This is a genomic window from Alcaligenes sp. LTN-3 (assembly GCF_059735605.1).
This window is the reverse complement of sequence record NZ_JCAPDN010000003.1, coordinates 730427-755217: the sequence shown is the minus strand read 5'-3', so window position 1 is coordinate 755217 and position 24791 is coordinate 730427. Positions and strand designations below refer to the sequence as shown.

25 protein-coding genes and 1 riboswitch are annotated in these 24791 nt (G+C 56.6%); of the genes, 12 read left to right on the top strand and 13 right to left on the bottom strand.

The features are described 5' to 3' along the window. Window positions 1-12: 12 nt before the first annotated feature. From AC6I6N_RS16355 to gpmA, 3 genes are all read right to left on the bottom strand, one after another. Entirely contained in the window at window positions 13-1524 is a 1512-nt protein-coding gene (locus tag AC6I6N_RS16355; RefSeq protein WP_264672082.1) for a S41 family peptidase, read from the bottom strand. A 164-nt stretch (window positions 1525-1688) separates the two neighbouring features. Continuing rightward, complete coding sequence (locus AC6I6N_RS16350; RefSeq protein ID WP_108728482.1) at window positions 1689-3257, bottom strand: murein hydrolase activator EnvC family protein; 1569 nt, start codon at window positions 3255-3257, stop codon at window positions 1689-1691. A gap of 3 nt (window positions 3258-3260) precedes the next feature. Then, window positions 3261-4007: a 2,3-diphosphoglycerate-dependent phosphoglycerate mutase gene (gene gpmA, locus AC6I6N_RS16345; protein ID WP_094198442.1), complete on the bottom strand. Its 747-nt coding sequence runs from the start codon at window positions 4005-4007 to the stop codon at window positions 3261-3263. 161 nt (window positions 4008-4168) lie between these two features. Here gpmA and AC6I6N_RS16340 point away from each other — a divergent pair, with 161 nt between their 5' ends. The 5 genes from AC6I6N_RS16340 to AC6I6N_RS16320 all read left to right on the top strand — a co-directional run bounded on the left by AC6I6N_RS16340 (window position 4169) and on the right by AC6I6N_RS16320 (window position 7461). Continuing rightward, the gene (locus tag AC6I6N_RS16340) at window positions 4169-4516 is read left to right on the top strand and encodes a rhodanese-like domain-containing protein (RefSeq protein WP_257504856.1); all 348 of its coding nucleotides are present in this window, start codon (window positions 4169-4171) and stop codon (window positions 4514-4516) included. Between the two features lie 23 nt (window positions 4517-4539). Continuing rightward, complete coding sequence (grxC, locus tag AC6I6N_RS16335) at window positions 4540-4797, top strand: glutaredoxin 3 (RefSeq protein WP_009458616.1); 258 nt, start codon at window positions 4540-4542, stop codon at window positions 4795-4797. A 39-nt stretch (window positions 4798-4836) separates the two neighbouring features. Beyond that, complete coding sequence (secB, locus tag AC6I6N_RS16330; protein WP_026483747.1) at window positions 4837-5331, top strand: protein-export chaperone SecB; 495 nt, start codon at window positions 4837-4839, stop codon at window positions 5329-5331. Continuing rightward, on the top strand, window positions 5331-6383 hold the full coding sequence (locus tag AC6I6N_RS16325; protein ID WP_497943662.1) for an NAD(P)H-dependent glycerol-3-phosphate dehydrogenase: 1053 nt from the start codon (window positions 5331-5333) through the stop codon (window positions 6381-6383). Before secB ends, AC6I6N_RS16325 begins: the two co-directional genes overlap by 1 nt. A 79-nt stretch (window positions 6384-6462) precedes the next feature. Then, complete coding sequence (locus AC6I6N_RS16320) at window positions 6463-7461, top strand: Bug family tripartite tricarboxylate transporter substrate binding protein (RefSeq protein ID WP_094197873.1); 999 nt, start codon at window positions 6463-6465, stop codon at window positions 7459-7461. Window positions 7462-7589: 128 nt separating this feature from the next. Here AC6I6N_RS16320 and AC6I6N_RS16315 read toward each other — a convergent pair whose 3' ends face one another. Both AC6I6N_RS16315 and AC6I6N_RS16310 read right to left on the bottom strand, forming a co-directional pair. Next, window positions 7590-8060, bottom strand: coding sequence for a tRNA (cytidine(34)-2'-O)-methyltransferase (locus AC6I6N_RS16315; RefSeq protein WP_108728478.1), 471 nt, complete (start codon window positions 8058-8060; stop codon window positions 7590-7592). Window positions 8061-8126: 66 nt separating this feature from the next. Beyond that, a complete protein-coding gene (locus AC6I6N_RS16310; protein ID WP_094197875.1) occupies window positions 8127-8876 on the bottom strand; it encodes a ComF family protein in 750 nt (249 codons plus the stop codon). Between the two features lie 81 nt (window positions 8877-8957). Between AC6I6N_RS16310 and AC6I6N_RS16305 the strand changes: the two genes are divergently transcribed. After that, window positions 8958-9872, top strand: coding sequence for a methyltransferase domain-containing protein (locus AC6I6N_RS16305; protein WP_094197876.1), 915 nt, complete (start codon window positions 8958-8960; stop codon window positions 9870-9872). 104 nt (window positions 9873-9976) lie between these two features. Next, a riboswitch (FMN riboswitch) is annotated at window positions 9977-10119 on the top strand. A 98-nt stretch (window positions 10120-10217) separates the two neighbouring features. Then, entirely contained in the window at window positions 10218-10709 is a 492-nt protein-coding gene (locus AC6I6N_RS16300; protein ID WP_497943661.1) for a 6,7-dimethyl-8-ribityllumazine synthase, read from the top strand. 112 nt (window positions 10710-10821) lie between these two features. Here AC6I6N_RS16300 and AC6I6N_RS16295 read toward each other — a convergent pair whose 3' ends face one another. Genes AC6I6N_RS16295 through rsmB form a run of 4 tightly spaced genes read right to left on the bottom strand, consistent with a single transcriptional unit; the run spans window position 10822 to window position 15812 of the window. After that, window positions 10822-11517, bottom strand: coding sequence for a response regulator (locus AC6I6N_RS16295; RefSeq protein ID WP_094197878.1), 696 nt, complete (start codon window positions 11515-11517; stop codon window positions 10822-10824). A gap of 21 nt (window positions 11518-11538) precedes the next feature. Beyond that, window positions 11539-13875: a sensor histidine kinase gene (locus AC6I6N_RS16290; protein ID WP_199827936.1), complete on the bottom strand. Its 2337-nt coding sequence runs from the start codon at window positions 13873-13875 to the stop codon at window positions 11539-11541. Continuing rightward, window positions 13875-14459 (bottom strand): DUF4390 domain-containing protein, encoded by a 585-nt coding sequence (locus tag AC6I6N_RS16285; protein WP_108728474.1) that lies wholly within the window; start codon window positions 14457-14459, stop codon window positions 13875-13877. The genes AC6I6N_RS16290 and AC6I6N_RS16285 overlap by 1 nt, the downstream gene beginning before the upstream one ends. A 48-nt stretch (window positions 14460-14507) precedes the next feature. Beyond that, window positions 14508-15812, bottom strand: coding sequence for a 16S rRNA (cytosine(967)-C(5))-methyltransferase RsmB (rsmB, locus tag AC6I6N_RS16280; RefSeq protein ID WP_230019463.1), 1305 nt, complete (start codon window positions 15810-15812; stop codon window positions 14508-14510). 204 nt (window positions 15813-16016) lie between these two features. Between rsmB and rimO the strand changes: the two genes are divergently transcribed. The 5 genes from rimO to AC6I6N_RS16255 all read left to right on the top strand — a co-directional run bounded on the left by rimO (window position 16017) and on the right by AC6I6N_RS16255 (window position 21131). Then, on the top strand, window positions 16017-17336 hold the full coding sequence (rimO, locus tag AC6I6N_RS16275) for a 30S ribosomal protein S12 methylthiotransferase RimO (RefSeq protein ID WP_121739718.1): 1320 nt from the start codon (window positions 16017-16019) through the stop codon (window positions 17334-17336). Window positions 17337-17495: 159 nt separating this feature from the next. Then, on the top strand, window positions 17496-18020 hold the full coding sequence (locus AC6I6N_RS16270; protein WP_121739719.1) for a gamma carbonic anhydrase family protein: 525 nt from the start codon (window positions 17496-17498) through the stop codon (window positions 18018-18020). Between the two features lie 37 nt (window positions 18021-18057). Further along, window positions 18058-19065 carry a UDP-glucose 4-epimerase GalE gene (galE, locus tag AC6I6N_RS16265; protein ID WP_108728472.1) on the top strand — a complete coding sequence of 336 codons (1008 nt, stop codon included), beginning with the start codon at window positions 18058-18060 and terminating at the stop codon, window positions 19063-19065. Window positions 19066-19188: 123 nt separating this feature from the next. Beyond that, window positions 19189-19950, top strand: coding sequence for a maleate cis-trans isomerase family protein (locus tag AC6I6N_RS16260; protein ID WP_042486802.1), 762 nt, complete (start codon window positions 19189-19191; stop codon window positions 19948-19950). A gap of 293 nt (window positions 19951-20243) precedes the next feature. Next, window positions 20244-21131 (top strand): LysR family transcriptional regulator, encoded by an 888-nt coding sequence (locus tag AC6I6N_RS16255; RefSeq protein ID WP_497943660.1) that lies wholly within the window; start codon window positions 20244-20246, stop codon window positions 21129-21131. Window positions 21132-21237: 106 nt separating this feature from the next. Here AC6I6N_RS16255 and hpaI read toward each other — a convergent pair whose 3' ends face one another. The 4 genes from hpaI to AC6I6N_RS16235 form a co-directional block, all read right to left on the bottom strand. Beyond that, complete coding sequence (hpaI, locus tag AC6I6N_RS16250) at window positions 21238-22044, bottom strand: 4-hydroxy-2-oxoheptanedioate aldolase (RefSeq protein WP_125277964.1); 807 nt, start codon at window positions 22042-22044, stop codon at window positions 21238-21240. A gap of 181 nt (window positions 22045-22225) precedes the next feature. Continuing rightward, complete coding sequence (locus tag AC6I6N_RS16245) at window positions 22226-22969, bottom strand: ABC transporter ATP-binding protein (protein ID WP_238988610.1); 744 nt, start codon at window positions 22967-22969, stop codon at window positions 22226-22228. Continuing rightward, on the bottom strand, window positions 22945-23772 hold the full coding sequence (locus tag AC6I6N_RS16240) for an ABC transporter permease (protein WP_203226725.1): 828 nt from the start codon (window positions 23770-23772) through the stop codon (window positions 22945-22947). The genes AC6I6N_RS16245 and AC6I6N_RS16240 overlap by 25 nt, the downstream gene beginning before the upstream one ends. Beyond that, window positions 23772-24785, bottom strand: a complete 1014-nt coding sequence (locus AC6I6N_RS16235) for an ABC transporter substrate-binding protein (protein WP_108728469.1) — start codon at window positions 24783-24785, stop codon at window positions 23772-23774. Before AC6I6N_RS16235 ends, AC6I6N_RS16240 begins: the two co-directional genes overlap by 1 nt. Window positions 24786-24791: the final 6 nt, after the last annotated feature.

The following is a 24791-nucleotide window of genomic DNA, read 5'->3' as shown; positions in this document are numbered from 1 at the left end:
AAGAACCTGTGTTTACGGGTTTACCGGTTCGAGCCCCTTGGGGGTAATTCGGAACCGCTCAACGCTGGGTTGCTGATTCAGGGGACTTTTTTTTTCTGGCGACTCGGACTCTACTTCCTTTTCACGCTTGGCAGCCGCTTCCTTGGCGGCAGCCACTTTGGCGGGATCATTTTTGATCACAGGACGGCCAGCCAAATGATTCAGTGCCTGTTGCAACTGGAAGTCGTCGTCACCGCCAAATTCAAACATTTTGAACTCTGGGCTCATGCCCAGATCAGGCTGATCTGCTTCGGCGCTTTCGTCCACCTTGCTGTTGAGCAGGTGGCGCTTCAAGTCCACTTCACGCGGCAGACGGAACAAATTACCCTGAGCGGTATCGTCCACCACCACATCTGGCTGTACGCCCGTTACCTGAATGGACGTGCCGTTAGGCGTGTAGTACAGGGCAGTCGTCAGTTTCAGGCCCGACTCCTCGGACAGAGGAACAACACTTTGCACCGAGCCCTTGCCAAAGGTGCGGTTACCAATAATGGTGGCGCGTTTGTGGTCTTGCAACGCCCCGGCCACAATTTCCGATGCCGAGGCCGAACCTACGTTCACCAGAACTACAATCGGCACGTTCTTGAGCCAATCCAGCTTCTTCAGAACATCGGCGTCCGTATCCAGCTCGCCCAGTACAGATTGCATGGATTTAACGTAATACTCGCGATTGGACGAAGGAATGCGACCCTTGGTCGACACCACCAGGTCTCCCGAGTCCAGGAAGGCGGAAGACACGCCAATGGCGCTTTCCAGCAAACCACCGGGGTCGTTACGCAGATCAATTACCAAGCCTTTCGGTGCGCCCGGGCCTTTGTGGACTTCGGACAATTGCTTGATCAGATCCGCAGCCGTGCGTTCCTGGAACTGGGCAATGCGCACGTAGGCTACGTCATCAGCCAACATCTTGGAGCGCACGCTGCGCACCTTGATGACATCGCGCACCAGGTTGAATTCCAATGGCTTGTCGCGGCCAGCACGGCGTATCGTCAGCTTGATCGATGTTTTCGGCTCACCACGCATCTGTTTGACGGCATCGTTCAGGCTCAAATCCTTGGTGGGTTTGCCATTGATGTGCGTAATGATGTCGCCCGCCAGAATACCGGCGCGCGCGGCAGGCGTATCCTCAATAGGCGAGATGACTTTGGGCATCCCGTCCTCGCTGCCAATCTCAATGCCCAGGCCGCCAAAGCCACCTTGAGTCATGGCTTCCATTTCCTTGAAAGCATCGGCATCCAGATAGGCCGAGTGGGGATCCAGATCGGTAAACAAACCTTTGATTGCGTTATTGACCAAGGTCTGATCCGTCAAAGGCTCCACATACGTGTTCTTGATGGCAGCGAACACATTGGCGAACTGCTGCAGTTCGCGCAAAGGCAATGGCTCGCCGCGTTGAGCGACCGCAGTAATGCCCAGGCTGATCAAAATACCGCCCACAGCACCTGCTGCCACTAGACCAATGCTGCCAATCCTTCGAGTGCTCATGCACATTCCCATTATTTTCAGATTCAAGACGGGGCCACCTCCCGGAGCTGACCCGACCATGCATTATAAGAGTAGCGTAAAGTGGCGACCAGCGTGAACTGGGCTGGAGTCGCTACCCGGCGCAACAAATGCGAGCAAAAGTAAACGCCAGAAACAAAAGCGGCTCAGGAACCCAGCCAAACCTGCGGATTAATGGGCTTGCCTTGATGGCGCAACTCAAAGTACAGGCCGGGTTCAACCTGCCCGCCAGTGGCTCCCACCCGCGCAACAGGCTCTCCACGTCCCACAATATCGCCTACTTGCTTAAGCGTGCTCTGGTTATAGGCATAGACGCTTAAGTAATCACGACCATGATCGATAATCAGCAAATTACCAAAGCCGGTCATCCAGTTGGCAAAGACCACACGGCCCGGGGCCACCGCACGAACGGTGGTGCCTGCCTGTGCGCGCAACACAACGCCGCGCCAAACGCCACCATCGGGGCGCTCTGCCCCGAACTTGCCTTGCATTTCACCACGTACCGGATAAGGCAAACCACGTTTCAGACCCTGGAAGCCACCTTCTGGTTCCAAAGCTGGGGCAGAAACCTGCTCGGCAGGCTCTTCAACGACCTGAACTTCACGCACTTTTGGGGCGACCGGTTTGCTGATCGGTTCACTAGGCTCGGACGAAGCATCCAGACTATCTGACCATAAACGCTCGTTCGCAGTTGGCGGCGTATAGGTCAGCGGTGGCCGCGGAATGACGGGTTCTGGCTGTTGTGGCTCGGCAGGTTCCGGTTTGCTGCGTGGCAAGGCCGCAGGCAGAGGCGGTTGCGTGGCCCGAGCCCGCTCCAACAACTCCCGCTCGCGTTCCAGGCGCGCCTGTTCACGGTCAGCCTGCTCTTGCTGGGCTTTGCGCTGCAACTCTTGCTGACGTGCCAGCTCGGCTTTACGCGCTTGTTCTGCACGGCGCGCGGCTTCACGTCGGCGTTGTTCTTCAGCGCGACGGGCCAACTCAGCCTGTCGCGCAATTTCAGTTTCCAGACCGGAGATCAAATCCCCCAGCCGTTTGTCATTACTTTGCAGATTCGCAGCCTGACCACGCTGCCGTTCCAGTTCAGCGCTGATATCAGCCACCACCTTGGCCCGTTTTTCTTTCTGCTCTTCTAGGGCCACCTTTTGGGCAGCGGCTTCTGTGGCCAGCTTTTCCTGCTCTTTTTCACGCGCCGCAACCTGGGTCTGCAAGCGGTCCAGGCGCTCTACGGTGCGGCGTACCTTATGAACCTGTTCAGTCTGCTGACGCGAGACATAACCCAGATAATGCAGTTCGCGGTTAATGGCGTTGGGATCATCGCCCGACAGCAGGGCGGACCAGGGCGAGACGCCGTTGGCATATTGCGCGCGCAATTGCTCGGCCAGCTCCTGCTGACGTTGCTCTTTGATCACTTGCTGTTCGCTGATTTGTTTGCCCAGTGTGCCCAGTTGCTGGTGCAATTGCTCTTGCCGCTGCTCGATCTGAGCCAACGTGCGGTCGATATCGGAAATAGCCTGCTCGGATTCGCGCAAGGCATTGGCAGCATCACGACGCGAGCTTTCGCGGGTGTCGATCGACTTACGCAGCGATTCAATTTTCTGGCGCAGCTCTGCCTGCTGCTTTTGAGCCTGGGCCTGACGGGCAGCCAAGTCCGGATCCGCAGCCAGGGCCGGTAAGGCCCAGGCTGCCAGCAACAGGCAGACGCTGTAGCGCCACATTATTTACTGCGCCTTGCCCTGATTGGCAACGGCTTGCATCTGAGCCGCAATCGCTTCCTGGTCGCCCAGGTAGTAATGACGGATAGGACGCAAGTTTTCATCCAGCTCGTACACCAGAGGTTGGCCGGTAGGAATGTTCAGATGAACGATATCCTCGTCGGAGATGCCATCCAGATGCTTGATCAGCGCGCGCAGGCTGTTGCCGTGAGCCGTGACCAAAACGCGCCGGCCGGAGCGAATAGCAGGAGCGATGGACTCCTCCCAGAAAGGAACGACGCGGGCCACGGTGTCTTGCAGACACTCGGTGCGCGGCAGTTGATCGGCGGGTACACGGGCGTAGCGGGCATCAAAACGCGGGTTGCGTGGATCGTCCTCAGCCACTGGATCAGGAGCAATCGCGTAAGCACGACGCCAGACCAAGACTTGATCCTCTCCGTACTTTTGTGCGGTTTCGGCTTTATTTAAGCCTTGTAAAGCACCATAATGGCGTTCGTTCAGGCGCCAGCTCAAACCCACGGGGGTGTGCATGGCGTCCATCGAATCCAGGGCGATCCACAAGGTACGGATAGCGCGCTTGAGGACCGAAGCGAAAGCCAGGTCGAACTCAAAACCGTTTTCTTTAAGCAGTTCACCGGCCTGCTTTGCCTGTTGACGCCCGGTTTCGGTAAGATCGACATCGGTCCAGCCAGTAAACCGGTTCTCCAGGTTCCACTGGCTTTCGCCGTGCCGCATCAGTACAAGTTTATACATGGTAAAAACAGCCTCGAGGTTGAAAAATTGGCGCCACTCTATAATCGTGTGATCTTGCCCTTTTTTCTTGCTTTTCTTGGTAATCAACAGGATTTAACGTGGACTTCATCTTAAGTCAGAACAATCTTCTAATTTTAGCAATTGCGGTGCTTGCCGGCATTATGCTGTTAATACCCAGCTTTTTCAAAGGCCGTGCGGGACGCGCAGTTTCAAGCTCGGAAGCGGTACAAATGGTAAACCAGAAAGACGCCATTTTGATTGATCTGCGCAGTGCCGATCAGTTCAAGGCCGGGGCAATTGCACAATCTCGCAACATTCCTGCGGCTGACCTTGACGCCAAGGCCAGCACGCTGCCCAAAGACAAGCCCGTCATTCTGGTGTGCGATACCGGGCGCAGCGCCCCGCGCAGCGTGGCCGTCCTGCGCAAGCACGGCATCACCGAAGCCTACACACTGCAAGGCGGCATCCAAGGCTGGCTGCAGTCCAGTCTGCCCGTCAAAAAATCGTAAGCTCCCCCTTCTACGAGGCTCTCATGGCAAAAGTCACGATGTACTCCACAATGGTGTGCCCTTATTGTGTGCGCGCTGAAATGCTGCTCAAGCAACGCGGCGTCACTGAAATCAATAAAATCATGATTGATCGTGAACCCGAACAGCGCGCTCTCATGATGGAGCGCACCGGTCGGCGTACCGTTCCCCAAATCTACATTGGCGACACCCATGTAGGTGGCTACGATGATCTGGCCGCTTTGGACCGCGAAGGTGGCCTGCTGCCTCTGCTGGCTGCCTGATTTTTTTTCTAACAATTTTTTTACCCCATAGGATCACCCATGGCCGACCAGAACACCCCAGCCGCTGAACAAGAAGCTCAACAACCCAGCTTCAGCCTGCAGCGCACCTACATCAAAGACCTGTCCATCGAAATGCCCAATGCGCCCCAGATCTTTCTGGAGCAAGAGGCCCCTTCCGTGGAAGTGTCCATCAATGTGGGTGGCCAACGTCTGGCTGACACAGTCTACGAAAGCACCGTCACCGCTACGGTGACCACTCGCATTGGCGACAAGGTCATGTACCTGGTGGAAGCCACCCAAGCCGGTATCTTCGAAGCTGCCAACATTCCTGAAGAACAGCTCGAACCCTTGCTGGGCATTGTGTGCCCCACCATGCTGTACCCCTACTTGCGCGCTGCCGTGGCTGACGCCATCAACCGCACTTCCCTGCCTGCCCTGCACCTGACTGAAGTGAACTTCCAGTCCCTGTACGAGCAGCGCCTGGCGCAGCAACAAGGTGCCGACCAAGCTGACGGCCAGCCTTTGCAGGCCTGATGATGTCAAGCGCGCACACTCCTGTTCGTGTTGCAGTCCTGGGCGCCGGCAGTTGGGGAACGGCACTGGCCGCCCTGGCCAGCACCCAGGCTCCCACGATGGTGTGGGCGCGCAAGGCAGCAACAGCACAAGCTATCGGGCAGGAGCATCGTAACCCTGCCTACCTGCCTGATGTCGTGCTGCCCGACTCGCTGCAGGCTAGCGACAGCCTGCAGCAAGTCATGGAGTTTGCCCTGGCTGATGACACCGGCCCTGCCCTGCTGATTCTGGGCGTGCCTGTACGTGGTCTGGCGCAAACCTGTGTGGATTTGGCTCAGTACCTGTCTGCCACACGCCGCCACCCCGTCTTGCTGGTCTGGACGTGTAAAGGTTTCCATCAGGAAAGCGGCTTGTTACCCCACCAGATTGTGCGTGAAAACCTGCCCGACTATCCTTGGTTAGGCCGTGCCGTCCTCTCTGGCCCCTCGTTCGCCCTGGAAGTGGCCAAAGGCCTGCCCGTTGCCCTGACACTGGCTTGCGAACCTGCTGATATGGCTGGCATTGCCCTGGAGGCCTTGCATGGCAAACAAGCGCGTCTTTACACCAGCACCGACATGATCGGCGTGGAAGTGGGCGGCGCTGTCAAAAACATCATGGCCATTGCCTGTGGCATTGCCGACGCACTGGGCCTGGGCCACAACGCCCGTGCTGCCCTGATTACCCGAGGTCTGGCTGAAATGCAGCGCCTGGGTGTTGCGCTAGGCGGACAAGCAGAGACTTTTTCCGGGCTGGCAGGTCTGGGAGATCTGGTCCTGACAGCCACGGGCGAATTGTCCCGCAACCGCCAGGTGGGACTGGCGCTAGGTGCCGGTCAAAGCCTGGACAGCATCCTGGCCACCGGCATCACCGCTGAAGGAGTGCGCTGTGCTCGTTCGGTTCTGGAAATGGGCCGGGCGCACAAGATTGAACTGCCGATTACCTCAGCGGTCTGTCAAATCCTGTTTGAGCAGTTGCCTCCAAGCGAAGCGGTCCACGCCTTGTTAACCCGCGAGGCCAAGCCAGAAGGCCACTGATACCGTCCGCCTGCCGATCTGGCATCCTACCCACGCGGTCAGACCTGCGGTCAACCGTCTCTTACTCAAAATCAAAACAATGTCATTGCTTGCTCGTTCTCGTGATCTTCTAATCCGCTCCGTTCTGGGGCTGGCCTGCACTGGTTTGCTGGCACCCTCGGCTCAGGCCCAATCCAGTTGGCCCGAGCGTCCCATTCAAATGGTAGTGCCCTTCCCAGCCGGCTCCTCGCCTGACGCGCTGGCCCGTGCCATTTCCGAGCCCCTGTCTCAAGCATTGGGCCAAACAGTCATTGTGGATAACCGTCCTGGTGCAGGTGGCAATATCGGCACTCGTTTTGTGGCACATGCCAAGCCCGACGGCTACACCCTGCTGCTAACCATCAATGGCCCCATGGTGACCGCCCCCACCCTGTACAAGAGCTCGCTGGGTTACGACCCGCTGAAAGACTTGCAGGCTATCTCCATGATTGGCACCAGCCCGAACGTACTGATCGTTCCTGCTGACTCACCCGCCAACACAGTGGAAGAATTCATCGCCCTGGCGAAATCTCAGCCCGGCGAATTGAACTACGGTTCGGTGGGTCCCGGGAGCTCAGCCCACCTGGCTATGGCCATGCTGGAACATGCTGTTGACATCAAGCTGGAACAAATCCCCTACTCGGGCTTCCCACAAATCCTGACCGCCATTATTGGTGGTGACATTGATGCTGCCTTCATGGTGCCGGGCATTGCCATGCCCCAGGTTGAGGCCGGCAAAGTGAAAGCCCTGGCCGTGACATCCCTGCAACCCAGCGAACTGTTACCCGGTCTGAAGACCATGACACAAGCCGGTTTGGAAAACTTCGAGGCTATCTCGTGGGATGCTTTCTTCGTCCCCCACAACACCTCGGATGATGTGGTCAAACGCCTGAACCAGGAAATTACAACGATCTTGCAACGCGAGGATATCAAGGCCAAATTGAACGCCTTTTACTTCTCATCCGAGCCCTCCACACCGCAAGCGCTGACGGACAAAATCATTGCCGACAAAGCCCGTTGGGATGAAGTGATTGAACGTCTGAATCTATCGTTGGAATAACACTGGTAACGGGATTCAAAAAAAAACGGCCCTGCGAACTCATCGTTTGCAGGGCCGTTTGCTTTGAAACTTTCAACGGAAAACCGATACGCATAAATCAGCGTTTTTCGTGACAAGCATCCGCTTGTTTAAACACCACCTTCATAACCCGCTTGCCGCCAGGCCTCAAAAACGCAAATCGCCACGGCATTGGACAAGTTCAAGCTGCGTTGCCCCGTCAACATGGGCAGACGAATTCGTTGTTCGTTGGGAAACAGCTCTAGTTGTTCTGCAGACAAGCCTGCAGTTTCACGGCCAAACACAAACACATCACCTGGCTGAAAGCATTGCTCGGCCAGCAAATGGCTGCCGCGTGTGGTCAGGGCAAACGCACGATCAGGCGCAGAGCCCGTGGCCTGCAAGGCTTCTTCCAGACTGTCGTGCACCTTCACCTGCGCCCACTCGTGATAATCCAGCCCGGCACGACGCAGTTTGCTGTCTTCCAGCTCAAAACCCAAGGGCCGCACCAAATGCAGGACACAACCCGTATTAGCCGCCAGTCGAATGACGTTACCCGTGTTGGGGGGGATCTCGGGCGAAACCAGGACGATATGAAACATGAAAAACCTAAAAAATGCAGAAAAGAATGCCGAAAAAGCCGCGCATCAGCGGCGCAGTATACAGGGCTAGGGGAGCTTCAATTTCCAGGGGGCACGGGCAGCAACCAAGGCATAAACTGACCGTGCACCAGCCACCCGGCAAGCTCGCGCCAGCGCATCCAAGGTCGCTCCGGTGGTGAGCACATCATCCACCAGCAGCACGTCCCCCCCTTGCAGCGGCTCCAGCACCCTAAAAGCGCCTCGCATGGCCTGCCTGCGAGCCTGTCGTCCCAAAAACTTCTGGGCTTGTTCAAGCCGTGGCTGCGCCACGACGATATGCAAACGGGCTGACAAGCCCAAAGCATGCGCCACACGCTTGGCCAACACAGCGGCAGGATTGAAACCACGACGGCGCAAAGCACGACGTTGCGAGGGCACTGGAATTACCCGACAATCCGGCCCCAGCCCAGGACCGTAACGGTGCCATTGCTGCACCATCAGCTCAGCCAATACCGCCGCCATTTCCAGCCGACGGGAAATTTTAAACGCATGTATCAACATATCGCCAGGATGTTCATAGTCAAATCCGGCAACCGTCGCTTGCAGGGACAATTGCCCTGCTCCGCAATCCGGACAGGCCAACAAGGCCAAGGGTGGCAACGCCAAGGCGCAACGCGGACAGCGTAAATCCTGGGCTGGTGTTGCCAGCGCATGTCGGCAAAAACGGCACAGCGCGCCGCTTTGTGAACGTAATCCACACAACACACACGGTCGTGCCAGCAGTGGAATCCCTACAAGGCGATGGGGCGACTCGCGCCGAAACAGGGGATGCGCCATAATAGATCATTACCTTTGAGAGTCAGGCTGATCCGATCACAGCACATCCCGCTGAGCCAGGCCAGCAACGTCCGCGCAACTATGTCCCAGTTACCATCTTTACCAATCAACTCCGCCCACGTAGAGCAGCAATTCAATCGCCGCGCTCCTCTGGATCACGCTCAGTTTCTTTATGGTGAAGTCGCGCAACGGATGTTGTCACGGCTGGCCTTGGTACGCTTGCAACCCACTCATATTCTGGATGCTGGCTGTGGCGCCAGCCACGCACTGGAGCCCCTGCGCTCTCGCTACCCGGACATGAGCTATACCGGTCTGGATCGCAGCGCCAAGCTACTAGAGGTCGCCCGGGAGCGTTACCAATCCAAACCCAGCCTGTGGCAAAAACTGCGTAATCAGCCCACACCGGCAGCTAACTGGGTTCAGGCCGATATGGCCCATAGTGGCCTGCCCGCAGAAAGCCAGGAGCTGGTCTGGTCAAATATGGCGTTGCACTGGCATCCGGAACCGCATCGGGTTCTGGCCGAATGGAACCGTCTGCTAAAACCCGAAACGCTGGTCATGTTCTCCTGCCTGGGCCCCGGCTCTTTTGCCGAGCTGCGCAGCGCCATGGAACAAGCCGATTTAGGCACCAAAACGCTGGAATTCGTGGACATGCACGACTTTGGCGACCTGCTTCTGGAAAACGGCTTTGCTGACCCTGTGATGGATCAAGAAGTCGTGACCCTGACCTATCGCAGCGCTGAAAAACTGCTGGATGATTTGCGTCTGTTGGGCGGCAATCCACATCCTCAACGTAAGGCCAGCCTGAGCACGCTGCCCTGGCGTCAACGCCTGCTCAATGCGCTGGAAAAACAGCGCCATATGGATGGCACCTTGCATCTAAGCCTGGAAATTGCCTACGGGCACGCCTGGCGCGCCCGCAGCCGTCGCAGCACCTTGGGCGAGGTCAGCGTGCCAATCTCCACAATCAGCCGCCGCCCCAAACCCCAGGAATAAATTCCGCTACCAGGCATATTCCAGTAGCACCCCATCTATTTCAGACCTTCTCTGACAAAGAAAAGGTTTAGGGGTACACTTTTGCGGTTGGCCAAGCTGGCTAACTATGTTCTCAGGGCGGGGTGCAAGTCCCCACCGGCGGTAATGGCACTAGCCTAGCCCGCGAGCGCCTGACCTGTGGTCAGGGACAGCAGACCCGGTGTGATTCCGGGGCCGACGGTATAGTCCGGATAAAGAGAGAACGGGATATCCTCAACGACCTGTACAGGACTCATCCTGCTATGGGCTTGAGCTATCCTGCTTCCTGCATGCCCTGTTTTTGTTGTCATAAAACAGGAAACCAACATGAACAGCATTACCCCAGCCAATCTTCTGGCTCCCCGTATCGCCTTTATTCAAGCTTGCTGGCACAAGGACATTGTGGATCAGGCCCGCCTGGGTTTTATCGACGAAGTCAAAGCCATGGGCCACGACAGCAACTTGGTCGACTTCTTTGAAGTGGGCGGCGCCTTTGAAATCCCACTGCATGCACAACGTCTGGCCCAATCAGGTCAGTATGCCGCTGTTGTGGCAGCGGGTCTGGTGGTTGATGGCGGTATCTATCGTCACGACTTTGTGGCTACCGCTGTGATCCAAGGCTTGATGCAAGTCCAGCTCAGCACCAACGTGCCTGTGTTTTCAGTCGTGCTGACTCCGCACCATTTCCATGATGGCAAAGAGCACCACGATTACTTCCATCGTCACTTTGTGATCAAGGGCCAGGAAGCAGCCCGTACGTGCCTGGATACCGTGAGCAAGTTGCAGGTGCTGCCTGCGGCATCCGTCGCCGCTGTCTAAACGGCAAGGCGGCCTGAAGAGGCCGCCTCAATCCCTAACCCCTTGGGCTGCTTTACCCGCAGCGCCAAGGCTGGCCAGAAGCTTGCTGGCCATGCATTTGGTAACTACTGTATCAAGACTGGTTACGCTTGCGCGACGAGTCTATCCCCAACTGTTTAAGCTTGCGGTATAAGTGGGTACGCTCCAGCCCGGTACGCTCCGATACCCGCGTCATGCTGTGATTCTCGCGGCGCAGATGATATTCAAAATAAATGCGCTCGAATTCGTCACGCGCTTCGCGCAATGGCAAATCCAAGGAGATGCTGCCTAGCTGGGACTCGTCCTGTTCTACTTCAGGCACGGCCATGGCAGGCGCCATGCCAGGAACCATTGTCGCGGCCTCTGGGCGACGATCCCCACCTTGAACCACCGGGCGGGCCGCGGCAGCCAGCGCTTTGGGAGCCACAGTACGCTCCAGACCCGAAGCTACGGTCTTGAGCAAGCGCTGCATGGTGATGGGTTTTTCCAGGAAGTCCACTGCACCAATGCGGGTTGCTTCCACTGCGGTATCCACCGTGGCGTGGCCGCTCATCATGACCACAGGCATATCCAGCAAGCCTTGAGATGCCCACTCCTTGAGCAGGCTGACACCGTCAGTGTCCGGCATCCAGATATCCAGCAAGACCAGATCGGGACGGCCCCGCAAGCGTGCCTCGCGAGCCTGGGCGGCATTTTCTGCCAATTGCACGGTGTGCCCTTCGTCGTAAAGAATTTCCGACAAAAGTTCCCGAATGCCGATTTCGTCATCAACTACCAGAATTCTGGCCATAAAACGTCACCTACGTGATTTTTACGCATTATCGTTTGCTCGCCGCCCAGAGTCCAGACGAATATGCTGGCCAGCAAGCCGGGTAAAGAGGATGGAAATGCGAGCCCCCCCCTCACGACGATTGGAAACATCGATTCTGCCGCCGTGCTCCTCGATGATTTTCTTAACTATAGCAAGTCCCAGACCCGTGCCGGTGGGCTTGGTGGTTACGTATGGCTCAAAAACGCGCACCAGCATCTGAGGATCAAAACCAGGCCCGTTATCTGACACCACAAAACTGACCGCACCAGAAGAATCGGAACCTTCTACGCCCGCAATCATGGTTTTAACAAATACATGCGCCTGGTCAAGTGATTGATCCTGGGCTGCCGCTTCACGCGCATTGGCCAGCAGATTATGAATAACCTGACGCAGCTGCGTGGGATCTCCTTGCACCATCGGCAAATCAGGATCCAGCTCCACATCAATCGCCACACTATAACCATCGTCCCGGACCATGCCTTCTTCCGGGTCCCAACCATATAAGGTCAGCACTTCGGTAATCAGCTCGTTCAGATTCAGCGCTTGCATCTGGGTAGCGGGTTTACGGGCATACTCACGGAAATCTTCCACCATCTTTTTCAGCGAACTGACCTGGTTGACGATGGTATTGGTATAGCGCAGCAACATGGCAGCATGGACTTCGTCCAACTGCGACTCCAGTTTCATGGCCAGACGTTCGGCAGACAACTGAATCGGTGTTAAGGGGTTCTTGATCTCGTGTGCCAGACGTCGAGCCACCTCGCTCCAGGCCACCAGACGGCTGGCGGAAATCACGTCGGTAATATCGTCAAACACCACCAGATATCCGGTTGGCTGACCATCTACACGCAACAAAGTACCACGAGCCAAAACGGTGACGATAGTATCACGCGCTTCATTACCTTCTTTCATTTCCAATTCAAATTGCTGCTGCCAGTAAGGATGGTCTGAACCCATCGCCTGATGCGTGGAAAAAGCCTCACGAATCACGGAAGCAAAAGTCAGCGCCCCTTCCAGCGTTTCCAGCGGACGACCTTTAATAGAGCGCAAGTCCACCTGCAAAATGCGCTGCGCCCCCTGGTTGAACATGGTGACACGGAACATCTCGTCAAAGGCCAGCACACCACTGGACAAGTTACTGAGCACGGACTCCAGGTACATATTGGAGCGTTCCAGCTGCAGACGATTTTTCTCGACCATGCGGCGCGCCTCAGCCAATTGCCGGGTCATGGCATTGAAAGAGCGGGTCAGTTGGCCAACCTCATCCTTGGCAGGTGGCTCTGGCAACGCCCGGTAGTCCCCTACCCCCACCGCTTGCGTCCCGGCGGCCAACGTCAACAGTGGACGGGTCAGGCGACGCGACAAAGCCAAGGCCGCTGCCACAGCCGTAAACACCGCCAGAATCAAGGCCAGCGTCAGCGTAATACCGTAGAGCTTGCGCAAGCCCTGACGAGACAAGGCCAGCTCCTGATAGTCCCGAAACCCTTGCTGTACCTGATTGGCATTGCGTGCAATCTTGTCCGGTACAGGCTGAATCACCTGCAGCCAGCGCGAGTCAGCCGTACCGCTCAAGGTTGCTGCAAAACGGTTGGGATCGGCTAGCGGCAAAACCGTACGCAAACGCAAACCGGTCGATTCTGCCGGCACTCCGCCCTCATCCAGACCATTGTCACGCACTGGAGCATCATCATCCACCTCGGCTGCAGAGTAACGACCCGAAATACGCAACTGATTCATGACGCTGGACGGCGGCATATCCGGCAGCAAGGTGTCATAACGAGCCGACGAAAAGGCAATCAAACGGCCATTGCCGGAGAACACCATCGCCTCAGTGACACCACTGTTCTCGCGCAAGGAAATCAGCAGGCTGCTGTACTGCGCGCTATCTGCCTTGTTCAGCGCCGACACCATTTCATTGGCACGGCCTTCCAGCTCATTGAGCTGCGAATCCAAGGCGGCACGGCCCAGGCTCAAACCCGACTCCAGCGCCGTATCCACCCGCACGTTGAACCAGGACTCGATCGAGCGCGACATGAACTGCACCGAGAGCAGATAAATCAAGGCACCCGGAATAATGCCGATCAAGGTGAAGTAAAAGGCAAAACGCGCCGTCATGCGGGCACCAAACTGACGTCGACGTATTTGCCTGAACAGACGAATCGTCAATAACAGCACCCAGGAAATCAGGGTGGCGGCCAATACGCCATTGAGCACCAGCAGCAAGTCATACTGCTGCGCGTAGCGCGAAGCATTGCCGGTAGACCAGACAAGAAGTGAAAACAGCGCCAACGCACTGACACCCGCTCCAAACAGAGCGGTGCGCAAGATCCAGCGGATCAAGGTTGGGGCTCGTCGACGGAGACGGAAAAGGAAAAGGTTTTCCATGGGGTAGCCAGTGTCCAGGCAGAACTATTGATGGCATCCACTTGAAACGGACGAGCCAGCAAAGAGGTATCCAGGCGCAGACGCACACGACCTTGGTATTCCTGGTCGCGGTCCAGATCCGCCACATACGCCACGGCCCAGCCGCGGATATGCCGCAGCATGGCCAATGCGTCATTCATGGAGGATTCGGGTAAAGACAGGTCACCAGTGCCCACGCGCCACTGGCGGGTCAGGGCGTTGTACACAACCCGCCAAGTCTGTTGTTCTTTAACAACGTTTTTGTCAAACCAATACCAGCGGGGTTGGGCCAGCTCCACTTCAGCCGTGAAATACAGCGGCACCCCTTTCTCGGCAGCAGTGCGCAATTCCTGGCTTAGCTCAAACTCGATATCAGCATCGATATACAGTTTTTCGTCCCGGATATGAGGCTCGACCTTGACGACCCGCTCTCCCGACGTAGCGACCGGCACCATGGTATTGGCCGAGCTTAGTGCGCAGTTGAAAATCAGCAGAAAAGACAGAAAAACGCGCCACATCGTGATTAACCGCAAAAAGGACAAAGTCAGAGCCCTAATTGTGACAAGTCAAACCGGGCGCGTAAACAAGGCGTAGAAAAAACCGTCGCCATCTGCCAGCGATCGTCCCGCAACACCGGGCAAAATCTGGCCAGGAGAATCCAAAAGCTGCGCCTCGGGGTGACGGGCCAAAAACGCCTCCACCTGCTGCTCCCCTTCTGCCGGGAAAATCGAGCAGGTCGAATACAGGAAATGCCCGCCGGGCCGCAATGTGGACCACAAGGCATCCAGTATAGAGCTTTGCAAACGCGCGGTATCGGCAATATCCGACTCGCGGCGCAACCAGCGAATATCGGGGTGACGACGCACAATACCTGAAGCGGTACAAGGCACATCCGCCAAAATGGCATCAAAGGGCTGACCATCCCACCACTGCGCAGGACGGGCAGCATCACCCCGTTTGAGCTGAACCTTATCGCTTTCCAGGCCTAGACGACGCAGGTTGTGGCCGACACGTTCCAGACGCTCGCCATCCGAGTCCAGAGCCAGCAAGGACACGTCCGCCTGTTCCAGCAAATGAGCGGTCTTGCCACCTGGGGCCGCGCACGCATCCAGCACGCGCATGCCATCTTTGACCGGCAAGAGCAAACCCGCTTGCTGAGCCGACCAATCCTGCACCGACCACCAGCCCAGATCAAAACCAGGAATCGCTTGAACCGGCATGGCCTTGTCCAAGGTAACGGCTCCCGCACCTGGGCTGCTGGACGCAATACCTGCTTCGGTCAGCACCGCCTGCAAACGCTCCACCGAGCAACGACGCTGATTCACGCGTAAGGTCAAAGGACCAGGGCGATTCGCAGCTTGTAGCAACGCTTCCCAGTCACGCGGGTAAGCGCGACGCAATTCCTTGACCCACCAGCCAGGATGATTCCAGCGTGCTTCGGGTCGGCTCTCTACCTGAGACAAGATCATCTTGCGCTCACGCGTAAAGCGACGCAGCACCCCGTTCACCAAACCCTTGGACAAACGCAGTGCGGCCTGACTGTCCGCCGCCCGCACGGCCTGATCCACCACCGTATGCACGGCATAGACCGGCACATCCGGGCGCTCTTCAAAGGCCGTGGCATCCTCTTGAACACGCATGGCCGTATCCAGCAAGGCCAGCGACACCATTAACAAGGCGTCCAGCCAGGTATTGCTGGGTTGCCGAGGCACCAGCGTGATACGAATCTGACGGGCATGACCCAGACGGCGCAAAACATGAAAGCTGATCGATTGCACGGCTCCACGGGCAGAAGCTGGCGTGGCCGCCAGACTTTCAGTCAGGGACTTACCTGCCAGCACGCCTTCAATATTGCGCGCGCTCAGCAGCATGACTTCGGACAGGGGCAAAGAGGGGGAAAGAGGGGTGTCGGACACAGAACAACCGCTAGAAAAGAAAAATATGACTGCGACTGTAGCACTATTTACCGCATAAACCGGGCTCAAACGCACAAGATCCGTACGCATCCGGGCATGGGACGGTAAAATCAAGCCTATTTCCCAATTTCGAGCCCTCAAGCTCCAGAAGGACCCTCTATGAGCGCCCCCAAAGTCGGATTCGTGAGCCTGGGTTGTCCCAAGGCCCTGGTCGATTCCGAACGAATTCTTACCCAGCTGCGTACCGACGGCTATCAGATCACCCCCAGCTACGACAATGCGGATGTGGTGGTGGTCAATACCTGTGGCTTTATCGACAGCGCCAAGGCCGAATCGCTGGAAGCGATCGGCGAGGCACTGGCTGAGAATGGCCGCGTCATTGTCACTGGCTGCATGGGTGTGGACGAAGGCCTGATTCGTGATGTGCACCCTTCCGTGCTGTCCGTCAGCGGCCCCCAGCAATACGAGCAGGTACTACGCGCCGTGCGTGAAGCCGCGCCGCCCTCGCTGGATCACAATCCCTATATTGATCTGGTGCCCCCGCAAGGCATTAAGCTGACCCCGCGTCACTACGCTTACTTGAAGATTTCCGAAGGCTGTAACCACAGCTGCAGCTTCTGTATTATTCCGTCCATGCGCGGCAAGCTCGTCAGCCGTCCTGTCGGTGATGTCCTGGGCGAGGCCGAGCGCCTGGTCAAAGCCGGCGTCAAAGAACTGTTGGTGATCTCGCAGGACACCAGCGCCTACGGCGTGGACATCCGCCAGCGTACCGGCTTCTGGAATGGCCGCCCCGTCAAGAGCAGCATGCTGGACTTGAGCGCGGCCCTGTCCGAACTAGGTGCCTGGGTACGCCTACATTACGTCTACCCGTACCCTCATGTGGACAATATCATTCCGCTGATGGCCGAAGGCAAAGTGCTGCCTTACCTGGATATTCCGTTCCAGCACGCCAGCCCTTCCGTGTTGCGCGCCATGAAGCGCCCTGCTTTTGAAGACCGCACCCTGTCGCGCATCAAGCAATGGCGTCAAGACTGCCCGGATCTGACCATCCGCTCCACCTTCATCGTGGGTTTCCCCGGCGAGACCGAGGAAGACTTCCAATACCTGCTGGACTGGATGACCGAAGCCCAACTGGATCGCGTCGGCTGTTTCCAGTACTCCCCCGTGGAAGGCGCTACCGCCAACAAACTCGATGGCATCGTCCCTGATGAAGTCAAACAAGAGCGTTGGGAGCGTTTCATGGAGCATCAACAAGCCATCTCCACCGCTCGTCTGGCCGCCAAAGTGGGACGCGAAATGGACGTGCTGATTGATGAGATCGACGAAGACGGCGATGCCGTTGGCCGCTCCAGCGCCGACGCCCCCGAAATTGACGGCAACGTCTTCATCACCAGCGAACAAAAACTGGAACCCGGCCAAATGGTGCGCGTGCGCATTACGGATTCCAGTGAATATGACTTGTTTGGTGAACAGATCTAAGCACTGGCTAGTCCGGATGGCCTGATCAAGCCAGTGAGGTCACAATGACCACACTGGCTTTTATACGCAAGCCCCTCATTAACTTCCCTGCCCACTTGCTTTCTGCCCATCCGCCTCATCCAGGCATAGGCAGCCCAGCACATTACCCAAGGATCTTTCATGCCTATCTACCAATTAGATCAACACGCCCCACAAATCGACAACAGCAGCTTTGTTGCCGCAGAGGCCACCCTGATTGGCAAGGTTGTATTGAAAGAACACACTAGCGTCTGGCCCGGCGCCGTTATCCGTGGTGATAACGAAACCATTACCGTGGGTGTAGGTTCGAACGTGCAAGAAGGTGCCGTACTGCACACCGACCCGGGCTACCCTCTGGATATTGGCGAGCACGTTACCATCGGCCACCAGGCCATGCTGCACGGCTGTACCATCGGTGAAGGCTCGTTGATCGGCATTCAGGCCGTGGTGCTGAATGGCGCCGTCATCGGTCGCGATAGCCTGGTCGGTGCTGGGGCACTGGTCACTGAAGGCAAAGTCTTCCCCGAGCGCAGCCTGATCATCGGATCACCCGCCAAAGCCGTGCGTACCCTGAGCGACGAAGACATTACCAAGCTGCGCCAAAACGCCAGTGTCTACGCCAAACGCGGTGGCCACTACAAAACGGCCTTGAAACGCATTGATTAACTCCTTCTTTTCAACTTGCTTTTAACTGGAAAGACCAATGGTCAAAACCATTCTTGTCACTGGCGGTACCGGCTTTATCGGCTCTCACACCTGTGTGGAGTTGATTGCACACGGTTATCAGGTTCTGATCCTGGACAACTTGAGCAATAGCCAAAAAAGTGTCTTGGATGCCATCGAGAAAATCACGGGTACTCAAGCCGGTTTCATCGAAGGCGATATTCGGGATCGAACCTTGCTGGACACGATTTTTCAGCAACACAAGATTGCAGCAGTTATCCATTTTGCAGGTTTGAAAGCAGTAGGCGAGTCAGTCGCCCAACCGCTCAAGTACTACGATAACAACATCACCGGCACGCTGACTCTATTGCAAGCCATGCAGCAAGCCCATGTGCGCAACCTCGTGTTTTCGTCCTCTGCCACGGTCTACGGTGACCCTCAGCAGTTGCCTATTCCAGAAACACATCCGCTATCTGCCACCAATACGTATGGCCACACCAAGCTAGTACTGGAACAAGCAATGGGTAATCTCTATCAAAGCGAAGCGGGCTGGCGGATTGGCTTGCTACGTTACTTCAATCCGGTAGGTGCCCACGAGTCCGGACTGATTGGTGAAGCCCCCCAAGGCATTCCCAATAATCTGATGCCCTACATCGCTCAGGTTGCGACTGGGCAACGTGAACAAGTACAAGTGTTCGGCCACGACTACGACACAGCTGACGGCACGGGTGTACGGGACTACATCCATGTCACTGACCTGGCCAAAGGCCATGTTGCCGCCCTGGAATACCTAGAAGCCAAGGACAGCGAACTGCTGACTGTCAACTTGGGTACAGGCCAAGGCTATTCAGTACTTGAGATGATCGCCGCCTTCGCCCGCAGCTGTGGACGCTCTATCCCCTATTCGCTCGTCCCCCGACGTCCTGGCGACATTGCTGCATGCTGGGCCGATACCCAAAAAGCCCGCGAAACCCTGGGTTGGGAAGCAAAAAAAGGAATCCAGGAAATGTGCGACGATGCTTGGCGCTGGCAATCCGGCCAGTCCTGATCTCTGCCACTCCTGCCATCGCCGTTGGCGATGGCACGTTGACAGATGATTGATTTGCAAGGAAGAAAACGGGTCCTAGAATGAAGGCGTCAATCTAAAAACCACCTTCAGAGACAGATTCTTATGAAAACCTACCGCATCGGCCAGATCGTTCCCAGCTCCAACACCACCATGGAAACCGAGATTCCTGCCATGTTGCAGGCTCGTTACGCTGAGTTTCCTGAAGAGCGCTTCACCTTCCACTCCTCGCGCATGCGCATGATGCACGTGAACCCCGAAGAGTTGAAAGCCATGGATATCGCCAGCGACCGCTGCGCGGTTGAACTGAGCGACGCCCGCATGAGCGTGATGGCCTACGCTTGCCTGGTTGCCATCATGGCCCAAGGCGACGGCTACCACCGCGTCTCACAAGCCCGTCTGCAAAACACCGTTAAAGAAAACGGCGTGGAAATTCCTGTGCTGAGCTCGGCCGGTGCCCTGGTCGATACGCTGAAAGAATTCGGCTACAAGAAAGTCTCCATCATCACCCCTTACATGAAACCGCTGACCAAGCGCGTGGCCGACTACATCGAAGCTGAAGGCATCGAAGTTCAGGACTCCATTAGCCTGGAAGTGTCGGACAACCTGGAAGTGGGTCTGTTGAACCCGGAAAACCTGCTGGAGCACGTCAAGCGCCTGAACCACGACGGCGTGGACGCAGTCATTCTGTCCGCTTGCGTACAGATGCCTTCCCTGCCTGCTATCCAGCGCGCCCAAGACCAGATCGGCAAACCCGTTCTGTCTGCTGCTGTTTGCACCGTGTACCAAATGCTCAAGACCCTGGGTCTGGAAACCCGCGTTCCTAACGCTGGCCACATCCTGTCGGGTGCCAAGCCACAAGCCTAATCAAACCGGCTTAGCAGTACACAGCCCTGCCAACCTTGCGTTGGCAGGGCTTTTTTATGCTTAGACGTCATCAAAGCGTGCGGTAAAAAATGCAGTTATGTCGAATCATAAACAAATACCAAACCACAAATGGCTGTTCGTTCTCGATGCAGGCTGATAACACCCTTTGCCACGACATCCATATGGGCATAGATGTAGACGCGAAGTAGCCATATAGCCTAGGGCGATGATTCTCTACGCTGTCACAGTGACCTCATGTGCAGACAAGCAAAAAAAAACGATATGATGCCTGCATGAGACTGGACCTGCTGACCCTCAAACTGTTTGTCCGAATACTGGAAGAAGGCACGATCAGCCAAGCGGCAGAGCGTGAGCATATTGCTGCTGCCGCAGTCAGCCGCCGGATTGCGGATCTGGAACAATCTCTGAATACAACACTGCTGCTACGCACCAACAAAGGCGTCAGCCCGACCGCAGCAGGCCTGGAACTGCTGTACCGTTCACGTGCCTTGCTCAATAGCGCGCAAGAGATCGAAACACGTCTGCAAGCCTATTCACAGGGTCAACAAGGCCTGGTGCATATCCTGGCCAACACATCGGCTATCTCTCAGTTTCTGGCCGAGCCGCTAGGTGAGTTTGGCCGCCTGCACCCTGCTATCCCCCTGCAACTGGAAGAACAAACCAGCCTGGACATTATCCGGGCCCTTGCTGAAGGCAAAGCCGACCTGGGCGTGTTTACCCGTCTGCCCTACGCAGCCGACATAGAAGCCTACCCGTTTCGCAGTGACAAACTGGTGGTGCTGGTGCCTATCCAACACCCCTTGGCTCAGCATGAGAAAATCCGCTTCGAGCAAACGCTGGAGCATGAGCAAATCACGCTGCTGACCGGCACGCAGTTGCATTACCAGATCACCAAAATCGCCATGGAGGCCAACCGCTCCGTACGCATTCGCACCGAAGTGTCGGGCTACGACGCCATGTGTCTGTTGATTAATGCAGGCATGGGTATCGGCATCTTGCCGCGCAAGAGCGCCAGCATTTATCAGATCCCTAATACGCGCGTGATTGAACTGGACGAAGCATGGAGCCAGCGAGAAATTCTGATCGGTGTGCGCCGCCGCAGTGACCTGCAACCCAGCGCCGAAACCTTACTGAGTTTTCTACTGGAAAGCGCTGCTTAACGACAAACCTCGCTGCGACAGCCACAATCAACTACAAGGCAGGCATGCCAAGCGGTTCCCAAGCCAAAGACGTTTGGCATTTGGTTCTTGGCATGCCAGTTGCTACTCAATACGCCGCACCCGGCTGGGCCACAGGCACCGCTACCTCATCCTTGAACTGAGCCAGCAAAGCCGTTGCCGCCTGTCGCAACAACACCGCATCCACGCCTACGGCCACAAACAAGGCCCCCAAGGACAGATAGTGATGCGCTGCCTCGACATTCGCCTGCAAGATTCCGGGGGCCTTACCCGCCTTGCTGATACGCACAATCGCATCCTCGATCGCTGACAAGACTTCTGGATGTCCTGGTTCAGTCAAATACCCCATGCTGGCCGCCAAATCTGCCGGGCCAATAAACACACCGTCCACGCCCTCCACCGCCAGGATTTCGTCCAGGTTATCCAGCGCCTCACGCGTTTCCACCTGGCAAATAACGCACATTTCCTGGTTAGCTCGCGCTACATAGTCCGTGGTCGCCCCCCAGCGAGCAGCTCGCGCCAAGGCCGCCCCCACTCCTCGAATACCATGAGGCGGATAACGTGTCGCAGCAACAGCCGCTTTGGCCTGTTCAGCGTTTTGCACCATGGGAATCAACAGATTCTGAGCCCCCATATCCAGCAGCAGCTTGATCTGCACGGGGTCATTCCAACTAGGGCGAACAATCGGCGCGATGGGATGAGCCGAGACCGCCTGCAACTGCGCCAGTAAAGTCTGCACTGTATTGGGAACGTGCTCGCCATCTAACAAGATCCAGTCATAGCCCAGACCCGCACAAAGGTCTGCCACATAAGGGCTGGCCAAACCATGCCACAAACCGATCTGGGACCTGCCCTGTCGCAAAGCCTGCTTGAATGCGTTTACCGGGTGCTTCATGTCCTCTCCTTGTCATGTGCTTAGGCGTCAAACAAGCAGTGTAAAGCGCACAAAGCAGAAGTGAACATGAGTGCTGACTATTTTGAGCAAGGGCATCATCATGCATCGCCCTCAGACACGAACAGGCAAAAGAAACGGCCCACTGCATGGGCCGTATGTCTTATTGCATTGGCTAACGAGATTACAAGGCCTGACCGACCTCTTTCACCAGTTCCCCAAATCGAGGTGTCGTCCGATCTCGCGGACGCGGCAGGTCTACCTCTATCCGGGCGCTGACACCGGCCGGGCTGCCACCCAGAACGATAATGGTATCGGCCAAAAAGACAGCCTCATCAATATCGTGCGTCACGAACAGAACCGCTGCCGAACTGCGCTGCCACACCTGAACCAGTTCGTCCTGCAAGGCTTGACGGGTCAGGGCATCGACCGCAGAAAAAGGCTCGTCCATCAAGAGCAAATCCGGCTGCACCGCCAAGGCACGGGCGATACCGACTCGCTGCACCTGACCACCCGAGAGCTGATGCGGCCAACGGTCTTTCAAATGCACCAAACCTACCTGATTCAAAGCTGCGTCAACGCGCTGATCGCGCTCTTCACGCGACAGGCCCAAACCTTCCAGACCATACGCCACATTCGAGGCAATACGCCGCCAAGGCAAGAGACGGCTGTCCTGAAAGACAAAAGCATTGGCTCGGCGACCGGGGCTATCGTGCAGATTGGAGCGCAAATGCCCAAAGCTGGGCCGACTCAAACCAGCAGCCGCGCGTAACAAAGTGCTTTTGCCGACACCGGAGCCACCCACAATCGCCACAAAGTGTCCTGCCTGAACGTCCAGATTCACATCGCGGATTACAGGAGCAGACGCACCGGGATACTGAAAACCAAACCCCTGGAACTGAATCAAGGCTGCCACTGAAGTACCCATTTGTTGAAAGCCAGAAAAAGCATGTCGCACACGGTGTAGACCACCGAGATAATCAGCATGTAGACCACAACCGCATCGTAAGCCCCCACCCCTGCAGCGGCATTCATTTCCTGACCCATGCCAGGCACACCCAGCAATTCAGCCGCAATCAGCGTCATCCATGCCTGGCCAATACCGGCACGCACACCGCTTAACAAGCCGGGGCTGATCGCTGGCAAAACCACCGTCCAGGCACGAGCAAAATAGGAGTTATGCCCAAAAGCTGCAGCCAGCTCGTAATAGCGAGGATCGACCGAGCGCACCGCACTGTAAGTGGCAAAGTAATTCAGCCAGAACACACCGATTGCAATCACAAAGGCTGCGCCAGTATGGCTGACCTTGAACCAGGCAATGGCAAACACCACCCACGCCAAGGGCGGAATAGGACGCAGCAAACGAACCAAATAAGCTTGCAGCAAATCAAAGCGATGAATAGTTGCCGCCGCCAGCCCGAACGCAATGCCCAAGAAAGTGCCTACGCCCAAGCCCCAGAAATAGTGCACCAGACTGGACTGAGCAGCAGGCCAGAGACGACCGGATTCAATCTCCTGGAACAAGGCCGAGGGCAGACTCAAGGGATCAGGTAAGGTGCCGCGCGGAGCCCAGCCATAGACATAAGCCAGGCGCCACACCACGATGAACAAGGCCAAACCGGCGACCCCGTAGACAACCCGCTCCAGACCACGACGCCACAAAGCATCACCCCAGGCAAGCGCAGGTGCTGGTGTCGCGGCGGGCAAACTGGCTTGTTTTGCAACGCTCATTACGGTGCTGCCTTCTCATAAAAGCGAACGTCAAACAGGCTTTGAACATCATCCAGCTTGGTCGCCAGTGTGCCTAAAGAAACCTGGAAATCCTGCAGTTGAACCGTGCCGTCAATAATCTTGTGAGGGTCTGGCTGGAATTGATCGCGCGAACGCTCGATAGCGGCCTGCACAATGTCTTTAGGCAAGCGGCCACCGCCTACATACTTCTGAACATAAGGCGTTGCCTTGGCAGGTTCGTCGCGCAGCATGGCTGTGGCACGCAGGTGAGCATTCACCAAGTGCTGAACCAGATCAGGATGAGACTTGATCAAACCCTCACGCACCAACAGCACCGAGCCAGGCTCATTGGGAAACAACTGACTGCCGTGGGCCACGATTTTGGCATCAGGCTGACGCTGTAGAATCTGGCTGACCGTAGGCTCCAGGATGGCTGCGGCATCAACAGCATGATTGCTGAGCGCCTGCTGAATCTGGGCCTCACCTTGGTAAATAACCTCGACCACATCCGGGTCGACTTTCAGCATATTGCGCAGCCAATATTGCAACGCAGCCTCTGGCACCGCCCCTTTGGGATAACTGGCAACCTTGGGCTTGTGTCCCTTCTCCTGAGTGAACTTGGCTACCGCCGCTGCAAAATCCGGCTTGTCGGCATCCAGGTAAGCAGCCAAATCGCCAATAGCCACCACACTGACCTGCTCCACGATATTGGAGGCGACCACTTTGACGTCGGCCTCTTTAGCCCTGGCCACCAAAGCGGGGCCAATCCCCACATAGGCTACGTCCAACTGACCAGCGATCAGAGCTTGAGTCAGCGCAGGACCGCTTTGAAACTGGACCAGCTTGGGCTCCGGTTGTCCCTGCGGCAATAAGTCGCCAGACCCTAAGCCCACGAACAGTTGAGCCGCAGGCATGATAGGCAAATAGCCAATCTCCAGCGCTTGCTCGGCAGCCTGTGCGGAGAAGGAGACGGAAAGAGCAAGAAGGCTGGGGGCTAAATAACGGAAAAACATAAAGAT

Coding starts and splice junctions, on each gene's coding strand:
- AC6I6N_RS16355 (WP_264672082.1), bottom strand. CDS start 1,524: ATGAGCACTCGAAGGATTGGCAGCATTGGTCTAGTGGCAGCAGGTGCT.
- AC6I6N_RS16350 (WP_108728482.1), bottom strand. CDS start 3,257: ATGTGGCGCTACAGCGTCTGCCTGTTGCTGGCAGCCTGGGCCTTACCG.
- gpmA (WP_094198442.1), bottom strand. CDS start 4,007: ATGTATAAACTTGTACTGATGCGGCACGGCGAAAGCCAGTGGAACCTG.
- AC6I6N_RS16340 (WP_257504856.1), top strand. CDS start 4,169: ATGCTGTTAATACCCAGCTTTTTCAAAGGCCGTGCGGGACGCGCAGTT.
- grxC (WP_009458616.1), top strand. CDS start 4,540: ATGGCAAAAGTCACGATGTACTCCACAATGGTGTGCCCTTATTGTGTG.
- secB (WP_026483747.1), top strand. CDS start 4,837: ATGGCCGACCAGAACACCCCAGCCGCTGAACAAGAAGCTCAACAACCC.
- AC6I6N_RS16325 (WP_497943662.1), top strand. CDS start 5,331: ATGATGTCAAGCGCGCACACTCCTGTTCGTGTTGCAGTCCTGGGCGCC.
- AC6I6N_RS16320 (WP_094197873.1), top strand. CDS start 6,463: ATGTCATTGCTTGCTCGTTCTCGTGATCTTCTAATCCGCTCCGTTCTG.
- AC6I6N_RS16315 (WP_108728478.1), bottom strand. CDS start 8,060: ATGTTTCATATCGTCCTGGTTTCGCCCGAGATCCCCCCCAACACGGGT.
- AC6I6N_RS16310 (WP_094197875.1), bottom strand. CDS start 8,876: ATGGCGCATCCCCTGTTTCGGCGCGAGTCGCCCCATCGCCTTGTAGGG.
- AC6I6N_RS16305 (WP_094197876.1), top strand. CDS start 8,958: ATGTCCCAGTTACCATCTTTACCAATCAACTCCGCCCACGTAGAGCAG.
- AC6I6N_RS16300 (WP_497943661.1), top strand. CDS start 10,218: ATGAACAGCATTACCCCAGCCAATCTTCTGGCTCCCCGTATCGCCTTT.
- AC6I6N_RS16295 (WP_094197878.1), bottom strand. CDS start 11,517: ATGGCCAGAATTCTGGTAGTTGATGACGAAATCGGCATTCGGGAACTT.
- AC6I6N_RS16285 (WP_108728474.1), bottom strand. CDS start 14,459: ATGTGGCGCGTTTTTCTGTCTTTTCTGCTGATTTTCAACTGCGCACTA.
- rsmB (WP_230019463.1), bottom strand. CDS start 15,812: ATGCTGCTGAGCGCGCGCAATATTGAAGGCGTGCTGGCAGGTAAGTCC.
- rimO (WP_121739718.1), top strand. CDS start 16,017: ATGAGCGCCCCCAAAGTCGGATTCGTGAGCCTGGGTTGTCCCAAGGCC.
- AC6I6N_RS16270 (WP_121739719.1), top strand. CDS start 17,496: ATGCCTATCTACCAATTAGATCAACACGCCCCACAAATCGACAACAGC.
- galE (WP_108728472.1), top strand. CDS start 18,058: ATGGTCAAAACCATTCTTGTCACTGGCGGTACCGGCTTTATCGGCTCT.
- AC6I6N_RS16260 (WP_042486802.1), top strand. CDS start 19,189: ATGAAAACCTACCGCATCGGCCAGATCGTTCCCAGCTCCAACACCACC.
- AC6I6N_RS16255 (WP_497943660.1), top strand. CDS start 20,244: ATGAGACTGGACCTGCTGACCCTCAAACTGTTTGTCCGAATACTGGAA.
- hpaI (WP_125277964.1), bottom strand. CDS start 22,044: ATGAAGCACCCGGTAAACGCATTCAAGCAGGCTTTGCGACAGGGCAGG.
- AC6I6N_RS16245 (WP_238988610.1), bottom strand. CDS start 22,969: ATGGGTACTTCAGTGGCAGCCTTGATTCAGTTCCAGGGGTTTGGTTTT.
- AC6I6N_RS16240 (WP_203226725.1), bottom strand. CDS start 23,772: ATGAGCGTTGCAAAACAAGCCAGTTTGCCCGCCGCGACACCAGCACCT.
- AC6I6N_RS16235 (WP_108728469.1), bottom strand. CDS start 24,785: ATGTTTTTCCGTTATTTAGCCCCCAGCCTTCTTGCTCTTTCCGTCTCC.